Source organism: Devosia sp. FKR38 (genome assembly GCF_005222805.1).
Lineage (GTDB): Bacteria > Pseudomonadota > Alphaproteobacteria > Rhizobiales > Devosiaceae > Devosia.
In genome coordinates this window covers 2,176,582-2,194,546 of sequence record NZ_STGC01000005.1, presented here as the reverse complement: position 1 = coordinate 2,194,546, position 17,965 = coordinate 2,176,582, and the positions used below count along the sequence as shown (strand labels likewise).

Annotated in this window: 19 protein-coding genes; 13 read left to right on the top strand and 6 right to left on the bottom strand. The window is 64.2% G+C overall.

The genetic code is table 11. The features are described 5' to 3' along the window. Positions 1-95 precede the first annotated feature (95 nt). The 7 genes from rpoD (at position 96) to queF (ending at position 4,061) form a co-directional block, all read left to right on the top strand. The gene (gene rpoD / locus E8M79_RS15605) at positions 96-2,156 is read left to right on the top strand and encodes an RNA polymerase sigma factor RpoD (RefSeq protein WP_137152774.1); all 2,061 of its coding nucleotides are present in this window, start codon (positions 96-98) and stop codon (positions 2,154-2,156) included. A gap of 11 nt (positions 2,157-2,167) precedes the next feature. Next, positions 2,168-2,428: a DUF4160 domain-containing protein gene (locus E8M79_RS15600; RefSeq protein WP_137152773.1), complete on the top strand. Its 261-nt coding sequence runs from the start codon at positions 2,168-2,170 to the stop codon at positions 2,426-2,428. Then, positions 2,383-2,697 carry a DUF2442 domain-containing protein gene (locus E8M79_RS15595; RefSeq protein ID WP_137152772.1) on the top strand — a complete coding sequence of 105 codons (315 nt, stop codon included), beginning with the start codon at positions 2,383-2,385 and terminating at the stop codon, positions 2,695-2,697. The genes E8M79_RS15600 and E8M79_RS15595 overlap by 46 nt, the downstream gene beginning before the upstream one ends. Beyond that, positions 2,694-2,987 (top strand): DUF2442 domain-containing protein, encoded by a 294-nt coding sequence (locus E8M79_RS15590; RefSeq protein WP_171015889.1) that lies wholly within the window; start codon positions 2,694-2,696, stop codon positions 2,985-2,987. The genes E8M79_RS15595 and E8M79_RS15590 overlap by 4 nt, the downstream gene beginning before the upstream one ends. 23 nt (positions 2,988-3,010) lie before the next feature. Beyond that, positions 3,011-3,301 (top strand): HlyU family transcriptional regulator, encoded by a 291-nt coding sequence (locus tag E8M79_RS15585; protein WP_137152770.1) that lies wholly within the window; start codon positions 3,011-3,013, stop codon positions 3,299-3,301. A gap of 87 nt (positions 3,302-3,388) precedes the next feature. Further along, on the top strand, positions 3,389-3,610 hold the full coding sequence (locus E8M79_RS15580; RefSeq protein WP_137152769.1) for a hypothetical protein: 222 nt from the start codon (positions 3,389-3,391) through the stop codon (positions 3,608-3,610). 1 nt (position 3,611) lies between these two features. Continuing rightward, the gene (queF, locus tag E8M79_RS15575) at positions 3,612-4,061 is read left to right on the top strand and encodes a preQ(1) synthase (RefSeq protein ID WP_137152768.1); all 450 of its coding nucleotides are present in this window, start codon (positions 3,612-3,614) and stop codon (positions 4,059-4,061) included. A 90-nt stretch (positions 4,062-4,151) separates the two neighbouring features. On the opposite strand, the gene E8M79_RS15570 is transcribed toward queF, so the two are convergent. From E8M79_RS15570 to E8M79_RS18490, 4 genes are all read right to left on the bottom strand, one after another. After that, on the bottom strand, positions 4,152-5,189 hold the full coding sequence (locus tag E8M79_RS15570) for an LLM class flavin-dependent oxidoreductase (RefSeq protein ID WP_137152767.1): 1,038 nt from the start codon (positions 5,187-5,189) through the stop codon (positions 4,152-4,154). Between the two features lie 94 nt (positions 5,190-5,283). Then, positions 5,284-5,958, bottom strand: a complete 675-nt coding sequence (locus E8M79_RS15565) for a tellurite resistance TerB family protein (protein WP_137152766.1) — start codon at positions 5,956-5,958, stop codon at positions 5,284-5,286. 91 nt (positions 5,959-6,049) lie between these two features. Next, positions 6,050-6,565: a TIGR00645 family protein gene (locus E8M79_RS15560; protein ID WP_137152765.1), complete on the bottom strand. Its 516-nt coding sequence runs from the start codon at positions 6,563-6,565 to the stop codon at positions 6,050-6,052. 135 nt (positions 6,566-6,700) lie between these two features. Then, positions 6,701-9,439: an OmpA family protein gene (locus tag E8M79_RS18490; RefSeq protein WP_248305015.1), complete on the bottom strand. Its 2,739-nt coding sequence runs from the start codon at positions 9,437-9,439 to the stop codon at positions 6,701-6,703. 251 nt (positions 9,440-9,690) lie between these two features. Between E8M79_RS18490 and E8M79_RS15550 the strand changes: the two genes are divergently transcribed. Beyond that, on the top strand, positions 9,691-10,113 hold the full coding sequence (locus E8M79_RS15550) for a secondary thiamine-phosphate synthase enzyme YjbQ (RefSeq protein ID WP_137152764.1): 423 nt from the start codon (positions 9,691-9,693) through the stop codon (positions 10,111-10,113). Next, the gene (locus tag E8M79_RS15545) at positions 10,113-10,943 is read left to right on the top strand and encodes a sulfite exporter TauE/SafE family protein (RefSeq protein WP_137152763.1); all 831 of its coding nucleotides are present in this window, start codon (positions 10,113-10,115) and stop codon (positions 10,941-10,943) included. Before E8M79_RS15550 ends, E8M79_RS15545 begins: the two co-directional genes overlap by 1 nt. 79 nt (positions 10,944-11,022) lie before the next feature. Here the strand turns inward: E8M79_RS15545 and E8M79_RS15540 are convergent, their stop codons facing one another. Beyond that, positions 11,023-11,742, bottom strand: a complete 720-nt coding sequence (locus tag E8M79_RS15540; RefSeq protein WP_171015888.1) for an SIMPL domain-containing protein — start codon at positions 11,740-11,742, stop codon at positions 11,023-11,025. A gap of 188 nt (positions 11,743-11,930) precedes the next feature. On the opposite strand from E8M79_RS15540, the gene E8M79_RS15535 reads away from it, so the two are divergent. Then, positions 11,931-13,082: a fumarylacetoacetate hydrolase family protein gene (locus tag E8M79_RS15535; RefSeq protein WP_137152761.1), complete on the top strand. Its 1,152-nt coding sequence runs from the start codon at positions 11,931-11,933 to the stop codon at positions 13,080-13,082. Positions 13,083-13,112: 30 nt separating this feature from the next. Continuing rightward, complete coding sequence (locus E8M79_RS15530; RefSeq protein WP_137152760.1) at positions 13,113-14,552, top strand: aldehyde dehydrogenase family protein; 1,440 nt, start codon at positions 13,113-13,115, stop codon at positions 14,550-14,552. Between the two features lie 65 nt (positions 14,553-14,617). Here the strand turns inward: E8M79_RS15530 and E8M79_RS15525 are convergent, their stop codons facing one another. Continuing rightward, positions 14,618-15,820, bottom strand: coding sequence for a PLP-dependent aminotransferase family protein (locus tag E8M79_RS15525; RefSeq protein WP_137152759.1), 1,203 nt, complete (start codon positions 15,818-15,820; stop codon positions 14,618-14,620). Between the two features lie 212 nt (positions 15,821-16,032). Between E8M79_RS15525 and E8M79_RS15520 the strand changes: the two genes are divergently transcribed. Both E8M79_RS15520 and E8M79_RS15515 read left to right on the top strand, forming a co-directional pair. Further along, the gene (locus E8M79_RS15520) at positions 16,033-16,461 is read left to right on the top strand and encodes a rhodanese-like domain-containing protein (RefSeq protein ID WP_137152758.1); all 429 of its coding nucleotides are present in this window, start codon (positions 16,033-16,035) and stop codon (positions 16,459-16,461) included. A gap of 95 nt (positions 16,462-16,556) precedes the next feature. Next, positions 16,557-17,924 (top strand): PLP-dependent aminotransferase family protein, encoded by a 1,368-nt coding sequence (locus E8M79_RS15515; RefSeq protein ID WP_171015887.1) that lies wholly within the window; start codon positions 16,557-16,559, stop codon positions 17,922-17,924. Positions 17,925-17,965 lie beyond the last annotated feature (41 nt).

The window sequence follows — 17,965 nt, the reverse complement described above, 5'->3', positions numbered from 1 at the left end:
ACGCTTGAGTGACCAAACCTTTACCTTGCTTTGAGGTGTCACCACTTAAAGCCTTACCCGGACCCGGACGCACACGGGTTCCGACGGAGTACCAGATGGCCACCAAGGCAGCTACCAAGACCACCAAGGAAACCGAGAAGCCAGAAGCCGGCGCCCCCGAGGCGACGAACGACAGCCCGTTGCTCGACCTTTCCGATGCCGCCGTCAAAAAGCTCATCAAAGTCGCCAAGAAGCGCGGCTACGTCACCTATGAAGAGCTCAATGCGGTTATGCCGTCCGAAGAGGTGAGCTCGGAACAGATCGAAGACTTCATGTCCATGTTCTCGGACATGGGCATCAATGTGGTGGACGAAGACGAGGTCGAAGAGACCGAAGTCGAAAAGGAAGAGGAAGACCAGGGCCAGGAGGTCGCCACCGCCACCGGCACGGCCGTTTCCACGACCTCGAACGCCAAGTCCGGTTCGGACCGGACGGACGACCCGGTGCGCATGTATCTGCGCGAAATGGGCTCGGTGGAACTGCTCAGCCGCGAGGGCGAAATCGCCATCGCCAAGCGCATCGAGGCAGGCCGCGAGACGATGATCGAGGGCTTGTGCGAAAGCCCGCTGACCTTCCAGGCCATTATCATCTGGCGCGACCAGCTCGCCGAAGGCGAAATCCTGCTGCGCGACATCATTGACCTCGAGGCCACCTATGCCGGCCCTGACGCCAAGCAGGCGGCGCCGGCACCGGATATGTCGAGCCTGAATGCTGCGCCCAAGCCGGAAGCGGCCGCCAAGCCGGCCCCGGCTGCCCGTCGCGCCAGCTCGGACAGCGAAGACGACTATGTGCCCGACGAGCCGCAGGCGCCGCAGGATCCGGCGCCCGATGATGACGACGACGAATTCGAAAACGCCCTGTCGCTGTCGGCCATGGAAGCCGAGCTCAAGCCGCAGGTGGTGGAGACGTTTGACCGCATCGCCAATGCCTATGGCAAGATGCGCGAAATCCAGGATCGTCACGCTCAGGATCTGGGCGCCGACGTCAGCGATGCCGACCGCAAGACTATCGATGCCTTCCGTGCCGAAGTGATCGCCGACGTCAAGTCGCTGTCGCTCAACAACGGCCGTATCGAGAACCTGGTCGAGCAGCTCTATGACATCAACAAGCGCCTGGTGAAGCTGGAAGGCCGCCTGCTGCGCCTGGCCGAGAGCTATGGCGTCAAGCGCGAGAAATTCCTCGAGAGCTATTACGGCCAGGAAGTGAATCCGGCCTGGGAAGCGGCCCTGGCCAGCTTTGAGGGCAAGGGCTGGAGCGAATTCGCCAAGCGCGAAGCCGACACCATCCGCGAAATCCGCAGCGATGTGGCCACGCTTGCCACTGAAGCCGGCCTGAACATCGGCGAATATCGTCGCATCGTGCACAAGGTGCAGAAGGGCGAACGCGAAGCCGCCATCGCCAAGAAGGAAATGGTGGAAGCCAACCTTCGTCTGGTGATCTCGATCGCCAAGAAATACACCAACCGCGGCCTGCAGTTCCTCGACCTGATCCAGGAAGGCAACATCGGCCTGATGAAGGCCGTGGACAAGTTCGAATATCGCCGCGGCTACAAGTTCTCGACCTATGCGACCTGGTGGATCCGCCAGGCGATCACCCGCTCGATCGCCGACCAGGCGCGCACCATTCGTATTCCGGTGCATATGATCGAGACGATCAACAAGATCGTGCGCACCAGCCGCCAGATGCTGCACGAAATCGGCCGCGAGCCGACGCCCGAAGAGCTGTCTGAAAAGCTGCAGATGCCGCTCGACAAGGTGCGCAAGGTTCTCAAGATCGCCAAGGAACCGATCAGCCTGGAGACGCCGATCGGCGACGAGGAAGATTCCAACCTGGGCGATTTCATCCAGGACGTGAACGCCACCCAGCCGATCGATGCGGCCATCCAGAGCAATCTGCGCGAGACCACCACGCGCGTGCTGGCCTCGCTGACGCCGCGCGAAGAGCGTGTGCTGCGCATGCGCTTCGGCATCGGCATGAACACCGACCATACGCTGGAAGAAGTGGGCCAGCAGTTCTCGGTGACGCGCGAGCGTATCCGCCAGATCGAGGCCAAGGCGCTGCGCAAGCTCAAACACCCCAGCCGGAGCCGCAAGCTGCGGAGCTTCCTGGACAACTAGGACAGCTGGCGATGCCGACGATCTCCTGGTTCTACGGCATCGCCATTCGAATGTACTGGAACGATCATTCGCCGCCGCATTTCCATGCGCTCTATGGCGACGACGAAGCGACAATCGCTCTGAGCGACCTGACAATTCTGGAAGGCTACATACCCAAACGGGCGCTGACCATCGTGTGTGAATGGGCAGCGCTGCATCGGGAGGAACTGGAAAGGGATTGGGAATTATGTCGATTGAAGCAGATGCCGGACAAGATCGCTCCCCTTCCGTAACCTCCCGGGTGCCCTGGCGGACAGCGTGGCTGGAAGTGCTGCCGGACTATGCGGTGCGCGTTGGCTTTCCGGATGGCACAGTTGGCGTGGTCCGGATGGCGGCGATGATCAACGATTCCGAGGCCGGCGTGTTTGCCAGCTTGCGAGATCCGGCTGTCTTTGCTCAGGCCTATCTTGATCTTGGGGCCGTTACCTGGCCGGGTGAGATCGACATAGCGCCCGATGCCATGTATCGCGAGATCAAGGCGAACGGAGAATGGGTTCTTTGAACCACTCCGTCCGCCTCAAGGTCACGTCCATCCGTGCCATCGTGCCGTTCAAGCTGGTGGTGACGTTTTCCGATGAGTCATCGGGGACGTTTGATGCGGCGGGGATGATCGGTGAGCGGGGCGAGGGTACCGAGCCGTTGCGGGATCGGGGCTTTTTCGGGCAGGTGAGCCTGGCCAATGGGGTGCCGACCTGGCCGAACCACTTCGATATCTCGCCAGCCTGGCTGCGCGAGGAAATGGAAAAACGCGGCGAACTGAAGCTGCCGCTGCCGGTCCGCCGCAGGCGCTGACCGAACGAAAAGGAGAGCATGCCATGTCGTTCTGGAAGACCCTGTTTGGCGGCAAAGCCGCCAGTGCCGAGCCCGCCGGGGACAAGGTGCTCGGCGAAGAGAGCTACAAGGGCTTTGTGATCAAGGCCATCGAGATGAAGGCCGGCAGCGAATTGCAGCTGGCCGGGACCATCGAGAAAGAGATTGGCGGCGAGCACAAGACTTACCGCTTTGTGCGTGCAGACCGCATGACCTCGCGCGACGATTTGATCGCGCTGGCCCTGTCCAAGGGCCGGCAGATCATCGACGAGCAGGGCGAGCGGATTTTCAACTAGCCTGACCGACACACGCAATCTGGCAGATGCCGGCGCATGCGGACCGCGAGGGTCTGCATGGCCGCCTGTCGTACTTGGAGAAAGACCATGGCAAAGAAGCCAACCGCCCGCAGTGAATTTGTGATGTTCGACGTGTTCTATGTCGACGGCAGCCAGCGCTCGAACCGCAAGGTGGATGCCAACCTGCTGGGTGGGCTCGACGGCGACGAGCCGGCCCGCGCCGCTATCGAGGAGCAGGACCGCCTGATCTCTGAAAAGTCGGGCCTGCCGCCGCTGGCGATCAAGTCGATCAAGCGCAGCGGCAAGTAAGATGAGCGCCGATCTGCAGCTGGGCCGGGTGGTGGCGACGCCGGACCGGCCGGAGGACGCGGTGCTCGACCCCGTGCCCAATCCGCATCCGGATGTGAACTATGTGGCGCGCTATGTGGCGCCAGAGTTCACCTCGCTGTGCCCGGTGACGGGGCAGCCGGATTTTGCCCATCTGGTGATCGACTATGTGCCTGACCAGTTCCTGGTCGAGTCCAAGTCGCTCAAGCTCTATCTCACCTCGTTTCGCAACCACGGGGCGTTCCACGAGGGCTGCACGATCGACATTGCCAAGAAGATCATCGCCACGATTGCACCGCGCTGGCTGCGCATCGGCGGCTATTGGTATCCGCGTGGCGGGCTGCCGATCGATGTGTTCTGGCAGACTGGGCCAGCGCCCGAAGGCGTGTGGGTGCCCGAGCAAGGCGTGCCGGCCTATCGCGGGCGCGGCTAGCGGCCAAAAGGCTTCTGCTGGGCAGCGATCGCCCAGGCTTGCTACAGGCCGCATCACCTCCCCCCGAAAGGGGAGAGGTCATAGTTCAATTTAGTCGAGCGCCTTGTCGACGGCCGGTTTGACCACGGTGCCATAGAGTTCGATGGCCTTCATGACCTTGTCGTGCGGCAGGGTGCCGACGCTGAGCTGCAGGCCGAAGCGGTCGTGCTTGAACCACTCGTGCTGCATGAGGATCTTGTCGATGATCTCCTGCGGCGAACCCATGAAATAGGCGCCGTTGGGCGTGGTGCTGGCATCAAACTGGGCCCGGGTGGTCGGCGGCCAGCCGCGTTCCTTGCCGATGCGGTTCATGGCTTCGCTATGGGCCGGGTAGGCGAGGTTGCGCGCATCCTGGCTGTCGGCCGCGATGAAACCATGCGAGCTGATGCCCACCGGAAGCGCCGCGGGGTCACGGCCGACCTTGGTGGCGGTTTCACGATAGAAATCGACCAGCGGCGCGAACTGGCGCGGCTGGCCGCCGATGATGGCGATCATCAGCGGCAGGCCATAATAGGCGGCGCGTGCCACCGAATTGGGCGTGCCACCGACCGCGATCCAGAGCGGGATGGGCTGCTGCACCGGGACGGGATAGATGGCAATGCCGGGGATGGGCTTGGTGTGCTGGCCTCCGGGCCAGGACACGGCGCCGGGTTCGCGGAGCTTGAGCAGCAGTTCGAGCTTTTCCTCGAACAGGGTATCGTAGTCGTTGAGATCGAGCCCGAAGAGCGGGAAGCTCTCGATGAAGGAGCCCCGGCCCGCCATGATTTCGGCGCGGCCATTGCTGAGATTGTCGAGCGTGGCGAACTGCTGGTAGACGCGGATCGGATCTTCCGAGCTCAGCACGGTGACGGCGGTGGAGAGACGGATCGACTTGGTGCGCGCGGCAGCGGCCGCCAGGATGGTGACCGGCGCCGAGGCGGTGTAGTCGGGCCGGTGGTGTTCGCCCAGGCCGTAGAAGGACAGGCCCAGCTGGTCGGCCAGCTCGATCTCCTCAAGCAGGTCGCGCAGGCGTTCAGCCGGGCTCTGCAGGGCACCGCCGTTCAGCGGATCGGGTGTGTTTTCAGCGAAAGAGTATAGTCCGAGTTCCATGGTGACCCCTTGGTTGGGTCACACATGGACTTGGGGGACGGGCGGATCAAGAACGCACAGTGGTGTAACTGCGCGTTCTTGCGCTGTGTCAGGATCAGACGTTGCTGCCCGAACCGGTGTAGTCGAAGCCGGCAACAGGCTGGGGCGCGCGGGCGCCCGCGGCCTTGTGCACTTCGGCGACGAGGCCCGGCGCGAGGCTGAGCTTGCTGGCCAGGGCGTCGAGATAGGCGCGCTCGGAGGCGGTGTCGGCGGTAATGGCGACCAGGGACGCCGCATAGACCTCCAGGGCCACTTCGGGCGTCTTGGCGCGGGCGACGACGGCGTTGATATCGAGCGGGCTCGAGAGCTCGTCAAACACCCAGGCCTTTTCCTCGGGCGAGAGGGTCATGGTCTCGAGGCGGGCAAAGATGGCGTCTTTTTCGTCAGCATCGATGCGGCCATCGGCCTTGGCAGCGGCGATCATGGCGCGGACCAGGGTCTTGCCCAATTGCTCCTGCGCCTGCTCGTCGCTGGCGGCGGGGATGAAGGCGTCCTGCGGGGCGGGGGCAGGGGCGCCGGACTGGGTCTTCTGGTAGTTCTGCCAGGCGTTGTAGGCGAGGCCCCCCACAGCGGCCACGGCGCCGATCTTGACGGCATTGCCGGCCAGCTTGCCCAGGCCGCCGCCACTGAGCAGCATGCCGGCAGCGAGGCCTGCAGCGCCAGTCATGGCCGTGCGCTGGGCGTTCTTGTCGGTCTGGAGGGCTTTGACGATCTGATCGATGTTGAACATGGTGGCTCCCATTTGCTTCGTTCAAGCAAATGGGGAGCAACAATGGCGACTGCAAGGCTGGCCGGAGGGGCGCTTTGACGCGGGCGCGGTGCTAGATGTCGGGCGTCTTGTCCTTGCCGGGCTTTTTGGAGATGCGGTCGATCAGGGCCAGGAAGAGCGCCGAGGCAATGAAGGTGATGTGCAGGATCGTGTACCACATGATCTGGTTGTCGACATATTTGGGTACGTTGAGAAAGACCTGCAGCAGGTGGATCGAGGAGATCGCCACGATGGTGGAGGCGACCTTGATCTTGAGCGAGCCGGCGTCGATCTGGCCGAGCCAGTGCACATCGTCCTCATTGTCGAAACGCGAGACGAAGTTCTCGTAGCCCGAGATGATGACCATGACGACCAGGCTTGCGATCAGGGCGGCGTCAATCAGGCCCAGCACCTTGAGGATGGTCTGGGTCTCGTCCATGCCGATCATGTGGCTGGCGAAGTCCCACAGCTTGACGCCGAAGCTGATGGCATAGAGCGCCAGCGCCAGGCCCAGGCCGATGTAGAACACCACCAGCAGCCAACGCGAGGCCAGGATGATGCTCTCGATGAAAACTTCCAGCTTCTTCATGGGGTGCTCCGGCACAGGGTGACGTTGAAATAGCAATTCCTGCGCCGCTGGCAAGGTGGCAGGGCGGCCCAATGCGGCAAAAACAAAAGGCCGGGCTTGAAAGCCCGGCCCAAGAGTGTGCGGCTGATCGGTCGCTTAGCGGGTATTGGCGACCGTGATCAGCGGCGTGATGCGGCGGATGGTGACGCGACGGTTCTCACGTTCGCCCTGTTCGGTGCGGATCTTGAGGTAGCGCTCGCCATAGCCCTGGGTGGCCAGGTTTTCCGGCGGCACGCCGTAGAAATCGGTCAGGATACGCGCAACCGTTGCGGCGCGCAGATCGGAGAGCTGCAGGTTGGAGATCTCCGAACCCACGGCATCTGTGTGACCTTCGATGAGGAAGGTTTCGCCCGGGTTGCGCGCCAGCAGTTCGAGCATGGCGTTGGCAACAGTGGAGAGCGAACCGACCTGGTCGCGGCCGATGGTGGCCCGGCCGGAGTCGAAGGTCAGGCCGCCGACTTCGAGCTTGCGCACGCTGTCACGAATACGGGCAGAGCGCTTGACCTCGTCGATGGAATACAGACGGGCGACCTGCTCGACCGGCGGCTGCTCGAAGAACACCTGGACTTGGCGTTCGTCGGCATATTCGGCATCCAGCACATAGTCACGCACCGGAATGTTGAGACGCAGCGGCGGCAGGTCGAGGCCCGGATCGCGCCAGGTGTCGAGGTCGGTGTCGTAGCGGTCATCGAAGTAGGCCAGCACATATTCACGGCCATCGGCATCGATGCGCGAGCGACGCAGGATATCGCCGTTGCGATTGCGCACGGTGATGATCTGGCTGCCATCAGGACGGGTGATGGTCTCGCGGACACGGCCATTGCTCAGGTTTTCGTAGAAGATCTCGTCTTCCTGGGCGTTGTAGAAGCGGTCGGTGTCCTGGCCGACGGAATTGACGATCAGCTGGGTGCCGACCTGCAGGATCACCTGGGTGATGGCCTGGCCGGGGTCGAGCGGCTGCACCGTCGTCTGGTTGATGGCGACATTGTTCTGCTGGCCGATATTGGTCTGCGAATTGTCGACGATGACGTTGTTGATGGTGGTGTTGTTGTTGACCGTGTTGTTGGTCGTATTGTTGGTGGTGTTGTTGACCGTGTTGTTGATCACATTGGTCTGGTTGATGATCGTCACGTTCTGCGGCACGACCTGGGGCTCAAGCGCGGTGGCCTGAACCATGACGCCCTGTTCTTCGGCGACAGGGGCAACCGCTTCCATGGCCTGGAAACGCGACTGCGCATCGGCGTCGGTGGTGGGGGCCGGCTCGGCCGGGGCTTCGGCAACCGGAGCGACCTGGGCGTCGCCAGCGACCGGCTGGGCCGGATCCTTGGCGCTATCGAGCACGGGCGCAACCTGTTCCTGGGTGATGCCCTGGGGCAGATCCTGGATGATTTCGACCGGCTGGGTCGGGTCAACAACGGCCGGGGCGATGGCCGGGTCAGGCTGGCCCATGTTGGGGACGGTCGGCAGGGCGAGGCCGTAGTTGGACAGGCAGGTGGTGACGTCAGTCTCGCCGACCTGGGCGCAGAGGGCAGCGATAGCCTGCTCGGCTTCGGCCATGCGGGCCTGGGAAGCGGCCATGTCGCCGCCAGCCATCATATCGGCCACAGCTGCATTATAGGCATCGACCTGGACCTGGAGGTCGGCGGTGATGTCCAGAGTGGGATCAACCTCGACCGGAGCAGGGTCGACGGTGGCATTGGCGGCCGGATCGACGGCAGGGGCCTGCTCGGCAGGAACTTCAGACAGCGCCATGCTGTAGTCGGACAGGCATTCCTCAAGGCTGCCATAGCCATCGTTGGTGCAGAGCTGGGTCATGCTGTCCTGGGCGCTGGCGATCTGCGCCAGCGCTGCATTGCGGTCGCCACCGGCCTCGATGTCGGCCACGGCAGCGTTATAGGCGTCAACCTGGGCCTGGAGATCAGCGGTAATGTCGACCGCAGGATCAGCCTGGGGCGCGGGCTCCGGGGCGACCTCGGTGGCCTGCTCGGCGGGAACCTCGGACAGCGCCATGCCATAATCGGCCAGGCATTCCTCAAGGCTGCCATAGCCGTCATTGGCGCAGAGCTGGCTCATGCCGTCCTGGGCGCTGGCGATCTGCGCCAGCGCTGCATTGCGGTCGCCACCGGCCTCGATGTCGGCCACGGCCGCGTTATAGGCATCGACCTGGGCCTGGAGATCGGCAGTGATGTCGACAGCTGGAGCGGGCTCGGGCGTGGGCTCGACAACAGGGGCTGGCTCCGGTGCCGGTTCGGGTGCTGCTACGGGTTCAGGGGCGGGCTCGGGGGGAATGGCAGCGAGGCCGAGGCCGTAGGTGGCCAAGCATTCATCCAGGCTGCCATAGCCGGCGTTGGCGCAGAGCTGAGCCATGCCATCCTGGGCGCTGGCGATCTGACCGAGCGCGGCGTTGCGATCACCACCGGCCTCAATGTCGGCGACTGCAGCGTTATAGGCGTCGACCTGGGCCTGAAGATCAGCGGTAATGTCGATGGCCGGCGCGGGTTCGGGCGCTGGCTCGACGACCGGGGCTGGTTCAGGCTCAGGAGCAGGCTCGACTGCCGGTTCGGGCTCGGCAGGCGCAGGTTCGGCAGCAGCAGCGGCAACTGCGGCCTCAAGCGCGGCAACGCATTCCTCGAAGCTGGCATAGCCATACACGATACAGGCTTCGGTCAGCTTGGCCTGGGCTGCGGCTGTTGCGTCCGCATCGCCGCTGGCCTGGGCCGTGGTGAATTCCTGGTAGACGGCGATCAGCTCGCCATCCTGGGCATGTGCGGCGACCGGGAGCATGGCGAGCATGCCGATGCTGGTGCCGGTGAGAAGCCAGTTTCTAAGGCGCATTGTTGTTATCCTTGCTTGGATTGGCATTGAGCCGACCATCGTGGTCGCCGCCTGAACACAGTGTGAATGGGGCTGTCAGGGCGGAGAAGGTTTGCGTCTTCCGTAAGATATTGTTGCGTATGAGGTTTATACGCGAGACGATTTGGGCATGACCACAAGAGGCGGTGCGAACATGGCACGAATGCGGCGGTGGGGTCCATCAGTGCCGCCGCACGCTGGCGAGGGGCGGCGGGTTCGTGCTAGGCCGGGGCATGCAACAGGCTATCGATAATCTGATCATACCCACCCGCGGGCAGGGGCTTTACGAAATCACACGGCCGGTGCGGGCCTTTGTGGCGCAGAACGATATCGCGACGGGATTGCTGACGGTCTATGTGCGGCACACATCGTGCTCGCTGCTGATCCAGGAAAATGCCGACAGCGATGTGCAGACCGACCTCGAAGGCTTCTTCGGACGGCTGGTGCCCGAGGGCATGGACTGGTTGGTTCACACCACGGAAGGGCCGGATGACATGCCGGCCCATATCAAGGCGGCGCTGACGCAGACCTCGATCGGCATTCCGATCAGCGAGGGCGTGCCGGTGTTCGGCACCTGGCAGGGGCTTTATCTGTTCGAACACCGGACGCGCCCGCACCAGCGCACTGTGGTGCTGCATGTGATCGGGGATCGCTGATGGATTGGGGCGTCTTGGCCGGCTATTGGCCCTTTGTGCTGGGGTTGATGGTGACCGGGGTGGCCTCGGGCCTGGCGGCGGGGCTGCTGGGTATTGGCGGCGGGGCGATCATCGTGCCGGCGCTGTCGCTGGCTCTCTCTGTGCTCGGCTATGACAGCGATGTGGTGCAGCATGTGGCCGTGGGCACGTCGCTGGCCATCATCATTCCGACGGGGCTCGCCAGTGCGCGTGCGCATTGGAAACGCGGGTCGCTCGACAGCAAGACATTGTGGCTCTGGGTGCCGTTCATCGTGACCGGCACCTTCATCGGTGGGCTGATGGCTGGGCTGTTCTCGGGCGATGTGCTGCGCATCGTGTTTGCCGTGATGGCCTTTGTGATTGCGGCCAATATCGTGTTCGCCTTCCAGACGCGGCTGATGGGCCATCTGCGCGGTTCAGCGCTGACGCATCGGATCGCCGCCTTTGTGGTGGGTTATATCTCGGCGCTGATGGGGATCGGCGGCGGTTCGCTGAGTGTACCCACGCTGGTGGCGTTTGGCGCGACGATGCATGCGGCGGTGGGGACATCGGCGGCCATCGGCGTGGCCATCGCGCTGTCGGGCACGCTGAGCTTTGCCATTTCGGGCTGGGGCGTGGCGGGGCTGCCGCCGCTCAGCATTGGCTATATCAATTTGGTGGCGCTGCTGCTGGTGGCGGTGCTTGCGGCGCTATTTGCCCCGTTGGGCGCGCGCCTGGCGCATCGGCTCGACCAGAAGACGCTGAAATATGTGTTCGCGGCGTTTCTGGTGGTGGTGGGCCTGAACATGGTCTGGAAGGTTCTGGCCGGATAGAATTCGGTTGGTGGGGACGGGTGACTACGGAGGACCGCCCCCACCGCCCAAGCCCCCTCAAAGAGGGGTATTGGAACGTTTATTTGCTGGTGTCAGCCAGTTCCCACTGAACGGTGACATTGATCGCGAAACTCATTTCGCCGGCTTCGACCGGCACCTTGGCGGCGTCGGACATCTCGGCCCGGGCATACATGGGGGCTGGCTGCGGCCCATTGAACCCCTGGCTCTCAGAAATCGACACGATGTCCTCGAGGCTGCTGCCGGCGGCCGTGGCATAAAGCTCGGCCTTGGTGCGCGCATCGGCGAAGGCCGCCTTGCGGGCTTCGTTGAGCAGTTCGGTGGGATCGGCGACGGCGAAGGTGACGCCATTGACTGTGTTGGCGCCCACGGTGACCGAGGTATCCAGGATCGCGCCGAGGTCGGCCAGCTTGCGCACGGTGACCGTCACGGTGTTGCTGACCTGGTAGCCATCGATCTTGGGCGGCTGGGAATAGCCATTGGCGTCGCGGGCGTCGGAATAGACATAGTTCGGATTGACGGCAAAGCCCGAGGTCTGGATGTCGCGGGACTCGATGCCGGCCTGCTTGAGGCTCTCGATCAGTGCGGCCATGGCGGCGGTATTGGCGTCAAGCGCCTCACGGGCCGTGGCCCCCTGGGTGGTGACGCCGGAGTTGATCTGGGCCATGTCGGGCGCCGCGGTGATCTCACCACGCCCGTCAATGGAGATGGTGCCGGCAAAGGCGGGCAGTGAAACGCCGGCCAGCAGGGCAAAGGGGATCAGGAAAGCAATAGGGCGCATTGAAAACTCCGAAGATCGGTGGGGGACTTTCTTCCCACCCAATGCGTCAGTAATGCGGCACAGATGAACCGGACTTGAACGGGGCTGTGGATCATTTTCCATCAAAAGTATGATTTATGACCTTCGTAGGCCTTGCGTGCCCGGTTGGCGGTGCGCTAGTCACAGCGCAGACAATTGAGGGGCAGAGCATGGGCAACAGGCACTATCCGGACGGCCTCCTTGTGGGGCGCGCCCGTATTCCCGGTCATGATCATCCGCGTGTGGTGACCGTTCGCGACGGCAATCTGGTCGATATCACGATCAAGGGCATGGCCACGGTGCGCGACATCGCCGAGAGCGGTCGCGCCGCCGAGCATGTGCGGACCGCTGCTGGTACAATTGTCGGGGCGACCGATACAATCATGGCCAACAGTGTCGCCGCTGATCACGATGCCGCATTGCCCAGTCTGCTCTCTCCCATCGATCTTCAAGCCATCAAGGCGTCCGGCGTCACCTTTGTGGTGTCGCTGCTGGAGAGAGTAATCGAAGAACAGGCCCGCGGGGATAAGTCGCGTGCAGACGCGCTGCGCGGGGAAATCCTGACGCTGATCGGCACTGATCTGAGCGAGCTGGTGCCAGGCTCAGAAACGGCCATGCGCGTCAAGGCGGCGCTGATCGCCAAGGGCGTGTGGAGCCAGTATCTGGAAGTGGGCATTGGCCCGGACGCCGAGATCTTCACCAAGGGCCAGCCGATGAGCTCGGTGGGCTATGGCGCCGAAGTGGGCCTGCATCCGGTGTCGAGCTGGAACAATCCCGAGCCGGAAGTGGCGCTGCTGGTGACCAGCGCAGGCGCCATCATCGGCGCAACGCTGGGCAATGACGTCAATCTGCGCGATGTGGAAGGGCGTTCGGCGCTTCTGCTCGGCAAGGCCAAGGACAACAATGCCTCGGCCTCGCTGGGGCCGTTCGTGCGGCTGTTCGATGGCGAGTTCACGCTGGCAACGGTCAAGCAGGCCGAGATTGCGCTGCGCGTGGAGGGCGAGGACGGCTTTGAGCTGGACGGCCATTCCTCCATGAGCCAGATCTCGCGCACGCCGGAATCGTTGGTGGCGGCGACCATCGGCGGGCATCACCAATATCCGGACGGTCTGGTGCTCTATCTGGGCACCATGTTTGCGCCGGTGAAGGACCGTGGCGGCGCCGGCAAGGGCTTCACCCACAAGCTGGGCGACACCGTCACCATCTCGACATCGGCGCTGGGCACCCTATCTAACAGGGTGAACCTGTCCACCCATTGTCCGCCCTGGACTTATGGCGCCAGCCATCTGCTGCGCGACCTGGCCAAGGCCGACCTTCTCTAAACAAAACCATTCACCCGAAAGGCATACCACATGGCTGAACTGCACAAGAACCTGATCGACGGGGAATGGGTCGGCTCGGACGGCATCGAGAACATCAACCCGTCCAACACCAGCGAAGTGGTGGGCGTTTATGCCCGCGCCACCGCTGAAGAGACCAAGCAGGCGATTGCTGCCGCCAAGGCCGCGTTCCCGGCCTGGTCGCGCTCGGGCATTCTCGAACGCCATGCGATCCTGTCCAAGGCCAGCCAGGAAATCCTGGCGCGCAAGGCCGAACTGGGCGCGCTGCTGAGCCGCGAAGAGGGCAAGACCCTGCCCGAAGGTATTGGCGAAGTGACGCGCGCGGCACAAATCTTTGACTTCTTTGCCGGTGAAGTGCTGCGCCTGGCCGGCGAAGTGCTGCCGAGCGTGCGCCCCGGCGTGGGCGTGGAAATCACGCGCGAGCCGATCGGGGTGATCGGCATCATCACGCCGTGGAACTTCCCCATCGCCATCCCAACCTGGAAGATTGCTCCGGCGCTGGCCTATGGCAATACTGTGGTGATCAAGCCGGCCGATCTCGTGCCCGGCTCAACCTGGGCGATTGTCGATATCCTCGTCCGCGCCGGCCTGCCCAAGGGCGTGCTGAACCTGGTGATGGGCAAGGGCTCGGTGGTGGGCCAGACCATGCTGGACAGCAAGGACGTCACCGCCATTACCTTCACCGGCTCGGTGGGCACCGGCAAGCGCGTTGCCGCCGCCTCGATCGAGGTCGGCCGCAAGTTCCAGCTCGAAATGGGCGGCAAGAACCCCACCGTCGTGCTCGATGACGCCGACCTCAAGGTGGCGGTGGAAACTGTTGCACAGTCGGCCTTCTTCTCGACCGGCCAGCGCTGCACGGCCTCGAGCCGTGTCATCGTGACCGAAGGCATTCACGACAAGTTCGTCGATGCGCTGTGCGAGCGCACCAAGAACCTGCGCGTCGGCGATGCCATGGACAGCAATACCGAAATCGGGCCGGTGGTTGACCCCAGCCAGCTCAAGCAGGACATGGACTATATCGGCATCGGCCAGGATGAAGGCGCCGAGTTGCGCGCCGGCGGCCACCGCGTCAATGCGCCGACGGAAGGCTACTTCCTGCAGCCGGCGCTGTTCACCGGCGTTACCAACCAGATGCGCATCGCCCGCGAAGAAATCTTCGGGCCGGTGGCGGCTGTGATCAAGGTGAAGGACTATGAAGAGGCGCTGGCAACGGCCAATGACACCGAGTTTGGTCTCAGCGCCGGCATCGTGACGACCTCGCTCAAGTACGCCACGCACTTCAAGCGCAATGCCGAAGCCGGCATGGTGATGGTCAATGTGCCGACGGCGGGCGTCGACTTCCACGTGCCGTTTGGCGGCCGCAAGGGCTCCAGCTATGGCCCGCGCGAGCAGGGCAAGTATGCGGCCGAGTTCTTCACTGTGGTCAAGACGGCCTATACCGCGGCCGGCTAAGCGCCGGGCAAGGTTTCACAATACTGGCGGCCCCGGGTGAACCCCGGGGCCGCTTTTGTCTGGGCTCAGGCGTTGGCTGCCTTGGCCATGGCGGTGTGGCCGATCAGCTCGCAGAGCTTGAAAATGCCCACTTCGATGCGGGCCTCGTCGCAGAGGGCGAAGCTGAGGCGCAGGGTGTTGCGGCCGGTGCCATCGGGGAAGAAGGCGCCGCCGGGGACGAAGGCGACATCGGCGCGAATGGCGCGCTGCAGCAGCTGGGCCGCGTCGATATGGCCGGGCAGTTCGAGCCAGATGAACATGCCGCCCTCGGGGCGCGACCAGCTCATGCCCGGTACGGCATAGCGGGTGAGGGCGGCCAGCATGGCGTCGCGGCGGCTGCGATAGACGGCGCGGATGCGCTGGACCTGATCATCAAAGCCGGCGGCGGCGACATGGTGGATGACCATCTGGTTGACCGTGGCGGTGTGCAGGTCTGCGCCCTGCTTGAGCATGGTGAGCTTGCGGATGAGCGCGGTGGGGCCGCAGATCCAGCCAACGCGCATGCCGGGGGCTAACGTCTTGGAGAAGCTGCCGCAATAAAGCGTGCGGGTGGCCTCGATGCTGCCCGTTGCCGCGGCGTCGAGGGCAGCGATTGACGGCAGCGGCTCGCCATCATAGCGCAGGGCGGTATAGGCGGCATCTTCGACGATGACGGCATTGGCCAACTGCGCCTGATCGAGCGCCCGGCTGCGGGCGGCGCGGGACATGGACTGGCCGGTGGGATTGGCGAAATCGGGCATGACATAGACCAGGCGCGGGGCATCGTCGCCGGCGGCCTGGGGCGCATCGAGCTGGGCAAAGCGGGGCTGATAGGCCGAGAAGGACTGCAGCGCGCCCAGATAGGTGGGGCGGGCAGTGAGCACGGTGCTGCCCGGATCGATCAGCAATTTGCCAATGAGATCAAGCGCCTGCTGCGAGCCGGTGGTCACAAGCACATTGTCGGCGCCGGCCGGCACGCCGAGCGACTGCATGTGGCTGGCAATCCACTGGCGTAGCGGCAGATAGCCTTCGGTGGTGGAATATTGCAGCGCCTCGCGGGCGACCTGCGGGCCGCCAAAGGCCTCGTGGCAGGCGGCCTGAAACAGGCCCAGATTGAACAGCGCCGGATCGGGAATGCCGCCGGCAAAGGAAATCATCGAGGGCTTGCCGACCAGCTTGAGCAGTTCGCGGATTTCGGAAGCCTTGAGTGCCAGGGCGCGGGCGGAGAGGCGAAAATCGGCTGGTGTCATTTTGTATCACCGTGTATCAATACGACAGATACAAACACCGAATAATTGTTATGTCAACTCTATTGACCTTGTTTGTGCCTTCGCGCAATGTGCGCGCTGTCAGCGGGGGGATAAGGGCCCTTCCGCTGGCAGATTTGGCAAAATGATCCCGCCCGACGCTACATGTGACACCAGTATAGCCTGCCCGGTGGGGGCGGGGAGAAAGGCAGACGATGAGCTTTGTAACCGACTATCCGGCCGCGCCGTCGGCTGTGGCCGAAGCGCATTTCGCGCAGCGGCTGGCGCTTGAGACCGACTGTGCCGATGTGCATGCGGCGCTGACGGCGGGCGATGTCGACTTCGTGCTGCTGCATGTGGTGGGCGCGCCGGAGGCCTTTGCCCGGCGGCATGTGCCGGGCGCGCTGCACCTGCCGCACCGGCAGATCACGGCGGAGCGCATGGCTGAATGGCCGGAAGATACGCTGTTTGTGGTGTATTGCGCCGGGCCGCATTGCAATGGCGCCGACCAGGCGGCGCTGAAGCTGGCGCGGCTGGGGCGTCCGGTGAAGCTTATGATCGGCGGGATCACCGGTTGGGCCGACGAGGGCTTTGCCTTTCGCACGGCAGACGAAACGTCCCATCGCATTGCCGCCAAGCGTTAGCAAAGGGCTGACCGAAATCATCACGCTTTGCTCACATGGTGACAAGGCCGCGCGGCCTCTACAGGCCGGGCGCGCGCTGTGCTAGTGTCTGCCGTATGAATGATACAATTCTTGAACTGACCAATACAATGCAGCTGGCGGACGACGATCTGCCGCTGCATGAGCGGGTCGCGGCGGCGGTGGAGGCGGCGATTGCGGCCGGGCAATACCCGGTCGGGGCGCGGCTGCCGACGCATCGCCAGTTGGCGCAGCAATTCTCGGTATCGATCGGCAGCGTGACGCGGGCGATCGATGCGCTGAGCGCGCGCGGCGTGGTGCGTGGCGAGATCGGGCGCGGCACTTTTGTGCTCGACCGCAGCGACGGCACGGGCGACGAGGCCGGGCCGGTGGACATGTCGATCAATGCGCCGACGCCGGTGATCAGCCTGGCGCAGATGGCGGCGGCCAGTGCCATCGCCAATCGGCAGGCGCTGGCCCTGCCCAATGGCGGCTATGTCGACCTGACCGGCACCGAGCGGCAGCGCAGTGTGCTGGCGGGATGGCTCAGCACGCATCGCACGCCGCTGGCGGCCGACGAGATCGTGCTGTGCAATGGCGCGCAGCAGGGGCTGCACCTGGCCTTTGCCGAGCAGCGTGCGCAATCGACCCTGATCGTGACCGAGACGGCGACCTATCCGGGCGCGCTGGCCGCGGTGGCGAGCTTGGGCATGCGCATGCTGCCGGTGGCGGTGGATGGCGAGGGCATGGTGCCCGAGGCGCTGGAGCGGGAACTCATCGTCAGCGGTGCGCGCACGATCTATACGACGCCGGTGTGCCAGAACCCGCTGGGCTTTGAGACCGGGCCGGGGCGACGACGGGCCTTGCTGGCCGTGGCCGCGCGGCATGATGCGATGATCGTCGAAGACGACATCTATGGCTTTTACGCCGGCAAGGGCGGGCCGAGCTACAAGGCCATGGCGCCCGAGCGCGTGTATTTCGTCACCAGCCTCTCCAAGAGCCTGACGCCGCTGGTGCGGGTGGGCGTGCTGGCGCCGCCGGCGGCGCAGATGCCGGCGGTGCGCAAGCGGTTGCGGGCCGAGGGCTGGGGCCTGCCGCCCTATGTGGCGGAAGTGGCGGCGGCGATGATCGAATGCGGGCTGGCCGATACGGCGATGACGGCGCTGCGGGCCGAGGCCAAGCTGCGGCTGGACATGGCGCAGGAGATTCTGGGGCTTGGGGCTTTGCTGATGCCGGATGGGGCGCCGCATGTCTGGCTGCCGATGGCGCCGCTGCGCGCCGAACAGGTGGCGCGCCGGGCCAGCGAGGCCGGGGTGCGGCTGACGCCGCCATCGGCGACGCAGGTGGGCGATGTGCCGGTGGCGGGGATCCGGCTGTGTCTGATGGCGCCGCCGCGGGCAACGCTGGCGCGGGCGCTGGGCGTGATCGCACGCATCCTGGCGACGGACGAGGATGTGATCGTCTAGACAGAAGCGATTGCCGCCGCGGACTTGTCAAAGCGGAGCGA

What these genes read in the sequence shown, in the direction of transcription:
- rpoD (WP_137152774.1), top strand. Translation starts at nt 96, where the DNA reads ATGGCCACCAAGGCAGCTACCAAGACCACCAAGGAAACCGAGAAGCCA.
- E8M79_RS15600 (WP_137152773.1), top strand. Translation starts at nt 2,168, where the DNA reads ATGCCGACGATCTCCTGGTTCTACGGCATCGCCATTCGAATGTACTGG.
- E8M79_RS15595 (WP_137152772.1), top strand. Translation starts at nt 2,383, where the DNA reads ATGTCGATTGAAGCAGATGCCGGACAAGATCGCTCCCCTTCCGTAACC.
- E8M79_RS15585 (WP_137152770.1), top strand. Translation starts at nt 3,011, where the DNA reads ATGTCGTTCTGGAAGACCCTGTTTGGCGGCAAAGCCGCCAGTGCCGAG.
- E8M79_RS15580 (WP_137152769.1), top strand. Translation starts at nt 3,389, where the DNA reads ATGGCAAAGAAGCCAACCGCCCGCAGTGAATTTGTGATGTTCGACGTG.
- queF (WP_137152768.1), top strand. Translation starts at nt 3,612, where the DNA reads ATGAGCGCCGATCTGCAGCTGGGCCGGGTGGTGGCGACGCCGGACCGG.
- E8M79_RS15570 (WP_137152767.1), bottom strand. Translation starts at nt 5,189, where the DNA reads ATGGAACTCGGACTATACTCTTTCGCTGAAAACACACCCGATCCGCTG.
- E8M79_RS15565 (WP_137152766.1), bottom strand. Translation starts at nt 5,958, where the DNA reads ATGTTCAACATCGATCAGATCGTCAAAGCCCTCCAGACCGACAAGAAC.
- E8M79_RS15560 (WP_137152765.1), bottom strand. Translation starts at nt 6,565, where the DNA reads ATGAAGAAGCTGGAAGTTTTCATCGAGAGCATCATCCTGGCCTCGCGT.
- E8M79_RS18490 (WP_248305015.1), bottom strand. Translation starts at nt 9,439, where the DNA reads ATGCGCCTTAGAAACTGGCTTCTCACCGGCACCAGCATCGGCATGCTC.
- E8M79_RS15550 (WP_137152764.1), top strand. Translation starts at nt 9,691, where the DNA reads ATGCAACAGGCTATCGATAATCTGATCATACCCACCCGCGGGCAGGGG.
- E8M79_RS15545 (WP_137152763.1), top strand. Translation starts at nt 10,113, where the DNA reads ATGGATTGGGGCGTCTTGGCCGGCTATTGGCCCTTTGTGCTGGGGTTG.
- E8M79_RS15540 (WP_171015888.1), bottom strand. Translation starts at nt 11,742, where the DNA reads ATGCGCCCTATTGCTTTCCTGATCCCCTTTGCCCTGCTGGCCGGCGTT.
- E8M79_RS15535 (WP_137152761.1), top strand. Translation starts at nt 11,931, where the DNA reads ATGGGCAACAGGCACTATCCGGACGGCCTCCTTGTGGGGCGCGCCCGT.
- E8M79_RS15530 (WP_137152760.1), top strand. Translation starts at nt 13,113, where the DNA reads ATGGCTGAACTGCACAAGAACCTGATCGACGGGGAATGGGTCGGCTCG.
- E8M79_RS15525 (WP_137152759.1), bottom strand. Translation starts at nt 15,820, where the DNA reads ATGACACCAGCCGATTTTCGCCTCTCCGCCCGCGCCCTGGCACTCAAG.
- E8M79_RS15520 (WP_137152758.1), top strand. Translation starts at nt 16,033, where the DNA reads ATGAGCTTTGTAACCGACTATCCGGCCGCGCCGTCGGCTGTGGCCGAA.
- E8M79_RS15515 (WP_171015887.1), top strand. Translation starts at nt 16,557, where the DNA reads ATGAATGATACAATTCTTGAACTGACCAATACAATGCAGCTGGCGGAC.